Origin of the sequence: Collinsella aerofaciens (genome assembly GCF_015555045.1) — a bacterium.
GTDB classification, from domain to species: Bacteria; Actinomycetota; Coriobacteriia; order Coriobacteriales; family Coriobacteriaceae; genus Collinsella; species Collinsella aerofaciens_W.
The window spans coordinates 113,513-119,512 of record NZ_JADNJQ010000002.1 but is presented as its reverse complement, the minus strand read 5'-3'; the positions used below and the strand labels follow the sequence as shown (position 1 = coordinate 119,512).

Genomic DNA, 6,000 nt, shown 5'->3' with positions numbered 1-6,000 from the left:
TGAAATGCCTCGGGTGCCTGGGGTCCCTCATATACGGCCCTCCCGTCTCCTGCGCCCCTCCCGGAACTGTCCACATCAGTGTAGCCAATCCATCGACCAACAACATGATCGAGGGAGGGGTGAACTCGCAGCTGAGGGCCGTCCTGCGCAACCACCGGGGGCTGACGTCGGTCAAGCGCGTTAAGGCGGTGTTCTGGTGGTGCCACGCTCATTCGGGGGACGCGAGGACGGCGCGCGAGAAGCTCGCCACGATGCCGACCGACGCGGACATCGACTTCCTGTTCAGCGTCTACTCCGCCTCGCCGTCGCGCGAGGACGGAGGGCCGGAGTGGGGCGACAGGGCCGTGTGGGAGGACCTCCACCACAGGGACCCGTACCCGTTCTGGCTGGATTAATGGATGGAAACGGATGTTCTATCGGGACACACATTTTGTCCTATAAGCCACAGAATGTGACATAGGGTCCTCGTATAGCGAAGCTTCCTGTGGGGCAAAAAATGTCAAATATGAGTAATGTCACTAAATGAATCACATTTTCAAAGGTGATCATTGCACTATTTACGCAACAAATGTTTGCTAACTTAACACTGCCTTGAGCTGAACTGAGTCAATTTGAAAGGAATCTTGGTCCAACAGTGCGTTTTGGTCTTTTAAACGCTGTTACTAAACTGGTAGCAGTACTCATATTTGGACTTTTTTGTCCACGGCTCCTCTCGTCGGGATCGTGTGAGGGTCTGAGATGGGTATCCTAGTGCCAACGTGTGCCTATCAGAGGAGAGACCATGCTGTTGTCCGGTATTATCGCTGCTCTTACGAGCTTTCTACTTCCCATCATCATTTTGTTGCTGCTGCTCCCCAACGCCTGCTATGTCGTTGAACAGCAGCATGCCGTGATCATCGAGCGTCTGGGCAAGTTTAACCGCATCGTCAACGCGGGCTTCCACATGAAGGTGCCCGTGATCGACCGCAAGGCCGCCACGGTGAGTCTGCGCACCATGAAAAACGGTTTTGGCATCGACGTTAAGACCCAGGACAACGTGACCATCGGCCTTGAGGTCTCTGCTCAGTACCACGTGAGCTATGACATGGGCGCCGGCCCGGCAGATTCGGGCATCTACAAGAGCTACTACATGCTGCAGGAGCCCGTCGACCAGATGCGTGATTTCATCACCGACGCCCTGCGCTCTTCCATCCCTGTCTATACGCTCGATGAGGTCTTTGCCAAGAAGGATGACATCGCCAAGGACGTTAATGCCACCGTGTCCGAGCAGATGGCTGCCTACGGCTTTACCCTCGTGTCGACACTCATCACCAAGATCGCGCTGCCGACCGAGGTCGAGAACTCCATGAACGACATCAATGCTGCCCAGCGAAAGCGCGCTGCTGCGCAGGAGCTCGCCGAGGCCGACCGCATCAAGCGCGTCACCGAGGCGACCGCCGAGGCCGAGGCGATGGAAAAGGCGGGCGAAGGCATCGCCAACCAGCGCAAGGCCATCGCGCTGGGCATCAAGGATTCGCTCGAGATCATCCAGGAGACGGGTGTCGGTAACGACGAGGCCAACCAGCTGTTCATGTTTACGCAGTGGTCCGAGATGATGACAGAGTTCGCTCGCACGGGTAAAACATCGACGGTCGTACTGCCGAGCGATTTCTCGCAGTCGGCCTCGATGTTCGAGCAGATGCTGACCGCCAGCAAAGTTCAAAACGATTCGAAGGAGTAGACGCGCGTGAAATACACCGTCGTTTGCGTCGGTAAGCTCAAGGAGCGCTTTTGGAAGGACGCGTGCGCTGAGTACACCAAGCGCCTAGGTGCCTATGCCAAGGTGGATATCCGCGAGGTGGCCGATATCGACCCGGCTAAGGCGGGCGGCGTGGATGCCGCACGCGACAAGGAGGGTGCGGCGATTCTCGCAGCCCTGCCGCCTCGAGCGCATGTGATCCTGCTTGCCATTGAGGGCAAAGAGCGCTCGAGCGAGGAGCTTTCGGCGCGGCTCGACGATCTTATGCTGCGTGGTAACAGCGACATCGCCTTTGTGATTGGTGGATCGGACGGCGTGACCGATGACGTGCGCACACGAGCCGACGAGATGCTCAGCTTTGGACGTATTACCTTGCCGCACAACTTGGCGCGCGTGGTGCTGCTGGAGCAAATCTACCGCGCCTGCAAGATCAGCCGTGGCGAGCCGTATCACAAATAGGTCGGCAATACGAAACAATGCCGTGGGACAATAGCCTTCGTTTTGAAGAGCGTGTCTGAGAGGACTATGAGATATGAAGATCGGATTTGTCGGTTTTGGCAATATGGCGAGCGCTATGGCCGATGGCTGGATCGCCGCCGGTGTGGCTGCGAGCGATATGTGCGCCTGCGCGGGCCACTACGACGCCTTGGTCGAGCGTTGTGAGGCACGTGGGATGGTTGCCTGTCGTGATGCGGCGGAGGTTGTCGCCGCATCCGATATCGTGGTTGCTGCGGTCAAGCCATACATGATTGAGAAGGTCTTCGCTCCGCTCAAAGAAACCCTTGCCGACAAGGTTGTCCTTTCGGTCGCCTGGACCTGGGATAGCGCCAAGTGGGAGCAGGTCCTGCCGGGTGTCGCACACATCTCGACGGTGCCCAACACGCCGGTTTCGGTGGGCGAGGGCGTCATCGCCTGCGAGAAGTCCTCTACGCTCAACGGCGAGCAGCGTGCCGTGGTGCTCGACCTGCTCGGTAAGCTTGGCACCGTCGTCGAGCTCGACACGAGTCTGCTGTTTGTGGGCGGTACCGTGGGCGGTTGCGCACCGGCATTTGTCGCCATGGCGATTGAGGCCTTGGGCGACGCGGCCGTCAAGCACGGTATCCCGCGCGCCGATGCCTATCGCATTGTGAGCCAGATGGTGCTGGGCACGGCAAAGCTGCAGCTTGCGACTGGTCAGCATCCTGCGGCGATGAAGGATGCCGTATGCTCACCCGGCGGCGCCACCATCAAGGGCGTCGTCGCGCTCGAGGATGCTGGCATGCGCAGCGCCCTGGTCAAGGCCATCGACGCCACCCTCCAGTAAAACCTGCCATTTAGGGACAGGTTTATTTTGGCAGGTTTTCCTGCGGTTTTGTATCTTGAGCAAAAAGCGCCCCGCAACTGGCTCAATTCCAGTGGCGGGGCGCTTGCGTTTGTCCAGATAAAACCGACCAAAATAAGCCTGTCTCTTTTTGGCAGGCTAGTCCCAGAAGCCGTCTTCTTCGTCCTCGGACTTGGGGCCACGGTCGACATACATCTTATGGGTGCGCTTCTCCATTACAAAGGCAAGAATCGCAAACAGTAGGATGCCGCCGGCGAAAAGGATGGCAAAACCGGTGCGGGTGCCAAACAAAAAGGAAAAAACTGCGTCCATTGGGTGCCTTCTTGCGTAGTTGAGTTGGGTCGTAAACGCTCATAAGTATATACTTGCCCATACATGTACAAGGTTGCAACCTAAATGGAATGTATATCGCCGGAGGATCTAATGCTTGATATCAAGTTTGTTCGCGAGAACCCCGATGCCATCGATACCGCCATGGCAAATCGCCAGACGTCTTGGGATCGCGAGAAGTTCTTTGAACTCGACGACGAGCGCCGTGCCGTCATCACCGAGGTCGAGGAGCTCCAGGCCACGCGTAACGCCGAGTCCAAGAAGATTGGCGCCCTGATGAAGGAGGGCAAGAAGGACGAGGCCGAGGCCGCCAAGGAGGCCGTGCGCGCCGTCAACGAGAAGATTGACGGTCTGGCCGAGCGCCGCACCGCTCTCGAGCAGGAGCAGTACGACTTTATGGCTCACCTTCCCAACATCCCTTGCGAGGCCACGCCGTACGGCAAGGACGAGGACGAGAACATCGAGCGCCGTCGTTGGGGCACCCCGCGCGAGTTCGACTTCGACTTTAAGCCGCACTGGGACCTGGGCACCGACCTCGACATCCTCGATTTCGAGCGCGGCAACAAGCTCTCCGGCAGCCGCTTTACCGTTCTCGGTGGCGCCGGCGCCCGTCTTGAGCGCGCCCTCATCAACTTCTTCCTTGACACGCACACCAGCCGTGGCTTTAAGGAGTGGTGGCCGCCCATCGTCGTCAAGCGTCAGACCATGTTTGGCACGGGTCAGCTGCCCAAGTTCGAGGACGACGCCTATCACGTCTCGGGCGACAACTTCCTGATTCCCACCGCCGAGGTCGTGCTTACCAACCTGCACGCCGGCGAGGTTCTCGATGCTGATACCCTGCCGCGCCGCTACACCGCCTTCACCCCCTGCTTCCGCGAGGAGGCCGGCTCCGCTGGTCGCGACACCCGCGGTATCATCCGCCAGCACGAGTTCGACAAGGTCGAGATGGTCAAGTTTGCCAAGCCGGAGGAGTCCGACGAGGAGCTCGAGAGCATGACCGCCGAGGCCGAGTTCCTGCTTCAGCAGCTGGGCCTTCCGTATCGCGTGATTAGCCTGTGCACCGGCGACCTGGGCTTCTCTGCCCGTCAGACCTACGACATCGAGGTCTGGCTGCCGAGCTATAACGCCTACAAGGAGATCAGCTCCTGCTCTAACTGCGGCGATTTCCAGGCCCGTCGCGCCAACATCAAGTATCGCGACCCCGAGAACTTCAAGGGCTCGCGCTACCTGCACACCCTCAACGGTTCCGGCCTGCCGGCTGGCCGCACCATGGCCGCCATTCTGGAGAACTACCAGAACGCCGACGGCACCATCACGGTCCCCGAGGTCCTTCGCCCTTACATGGGCGGCCTCGAGAAGATCGAGCCGGTTGCGTAGGTTGCCTGCATAAGCGATTTGCAAGGGCGCTCCTTTCTGGGGCGCCCTTTTTGTGTGCGGTGCTTTACCATATCGCGCGGACAGCTCAATAGAAAACACACGAACAAACGTTCTGTATACAGCCATCTACCTGCTATGCTTTTGTTAAATAGAAGCGAGAGGAAGGGGATGCGATGGAGCTGTTTGATGAGCGGGTAGTTTTGTTTGAGAGCGATGAAGGTGGGGAGCACCTACTAGTTACGTGTGAGCCATCCGGTATGGGTGGTTTGGTGGTGCGGCAGACGAGCGAGGGTCCGTTGACCCAATGGTGTTTTGAGGAGTCGTCGCATGTAGTCGAGACTTTTGTGACGCACGAGGGGCTTGTGACGCTTGAGCGGTTCTATGGAGTTGGGACTTCTAACCAGGTCGCGCGCATGCTGAGCATCTCGTTTGCCGATTATGACTGTGCCCAGCGGGTGCGCTCGCTTTTGAGGGAGCTCGGTGCCGGGTTCGATGTGGTTGAAAAACCGATTGATCGCATGGGGGACGCTGGCGCATGCGGAGCTGCGTAAGGAACATATTCTCAAAAAAGTTTGAGATTGTGCTTGACTCCAACTAACTAAAGTGGTTTTATATGACTTGCGCTGCGGCGTTACCTCAGCCGGATAGAGGGTCTGACTACGAATCAGAACGTCATAGGTTCGAATCCTATACGCCGCACCAATCGAACTTGAAGCCTCCGGCAACGGGGGCTTTTCTTTTATGGCAACACCGCATGGATTCGAACCTCGGTCGAGGCGCGAGCGTGAAGCGGACGCGGAGCGTCCGTAGCGAGCGGGCGAGCGCGCCGGCAGGCGGGCGAAGCCGGCGCGGATCCGCGCAGCGGATGCGCGGAATCCTATACGCCGCACCAATCGAACTTGAAGCCTCCGGCAACGGGGGCTTTTCTTTTTTGGAAACCATGCATGGATTCGAACCTCGGTCGGGGTGTGAACAGCCTAATCACCACTCCGTAAAATTTTTTCAAATTGTCGCTTGACCCATCGGGGGCTCGCGTGCATAATAATCCGTGCGTTGCGGCGTTACCTCAGCTGGATAGAGGGTCTGACTACGAATCAGAACGTCATAGGTTCGAATCCTATACGCCGCACCAATTGAGTTTTAAGCCTCCGGAAACGGGGGCTTTTCCTTTACGGGGGCATTGCGGAGATTCGAACCTCGTTCGAGGCGCGAGCGTCAAGAAAACGCGGAGCGT

At 58.1% G+C, this 6,000-nt stretch carries 6 protein-coding genes, 2 tRNA genes and 1 pseudogene; 8 read left to right on the top strand and 1 reads right to left on the bottom strand.

Annotated features, from left to right (window positions below):
• From I2E45_RS10595 to proC, 4 genes and pseudogenes are all read left to right on the top strand, one after another.
• A pseudogene (locus tag I2E45_RS10595) lies at positions 1-395 on the top strand (hypothetical protein); the annotation flags it as partial.
• Positions 396-781: 386 nt separating this feature from the next.
• Complete coding sequence (locus I2E45_RS01800; RefSeq protein WP_195443981.1) at positions 782-1,720, top strand: SPFH domain-containing protein; 939 nt, start codon at positions 782-784, stop codon at positions 1,718-1,720.
• A 6-nt stretch (positions 1,721-1,726) separates the two neighbouring features.
• The gene (gene rlmH, locus I2E45_RS01795) at positions 1,727-2,197 is read left to right on the top strand and encodes a 23S rRNA (pseudouridine(1915)-N(3))-methyltransferase RlmH (RefSeq protein ID WP_195443979.1); all 471 of its coding nucleotides are present in this window, start codon (positions 1,727-1,729) and stop codon (positions 2,195-2,197) included.
• Between the two features lie 73 nt (positions 2,198-2,270).
• On the top strand, positions 2,271-3,041 hold the full coding sequence (gene proC, locus I2E45_RS01790) for a pyrroline-5-carboxylate reductase (RefSeq protein WP_195443978.1): 771 nt from the start codon (positions 2,271-2,273) through the stop codon (positions 3,039-3,041).
• A 156-nt stretch (positions 3,042-3,197) separates the two neighbouring features.
• On the opposite strand, the gene I2E45_RS01785 is transcribed toward proC, so the two are convergent.
• Positions 3,198-3,371 (bottom strand): DUF6724 family protein, encoded by a 174-nt coding sequence (locus tag I2E45_RS01785; RefSeq protein WP_171025133.1) that lies wholly within the window; start codon positions 3,369-3,371, stop codon positions 3,198-3,200.
• A gap of 111 nt (positions 3,372-3,482) precedes the next feature.
• Between I2E45_RS01785 and serS the strand changes: the two genes are divergently transcribed.
• The 4 genes from serS (at position 3,483) to I2E45_RS01765 (ending at position 5,898) form a co-directional block, all read left to right on the top strand.
• Entirely contained in the window at positions 3,483-4,766 is a 1,284-nt protein-coding gene (gene serS / locus I2E45_RS01780; protein WP_195443977.1) for a serine--tRNA ligase, read from the top strand.
• Between the two features lie 173 nt (positions 4,767-4,939).
• Positions 4,940-5,317, top strand: coding sequence for a hypothetical protein (locus tag I2E45_RS01775; protein ID WP_195443976.1), 378 nt, complete (start codon positions 4,940-4,942; stop codon positions 5,315-5,317).
• Positions 5,318-5,391: 74 nt separating this feature from the next.
• Positions 5,392-5,468, top strand: a tRNA-Arg gene (locus I2E45_RS01770).
• Positions 5,469-5,821: 353 nt separating this feature from the next.
• Positions 5,822-5,898: transfer RNA gene (locus tag I2E45_RS01765), tRNA-Arg, on the top strand.
• Positions 5,899-6,000: the final 102 nt, after the last annotated feature.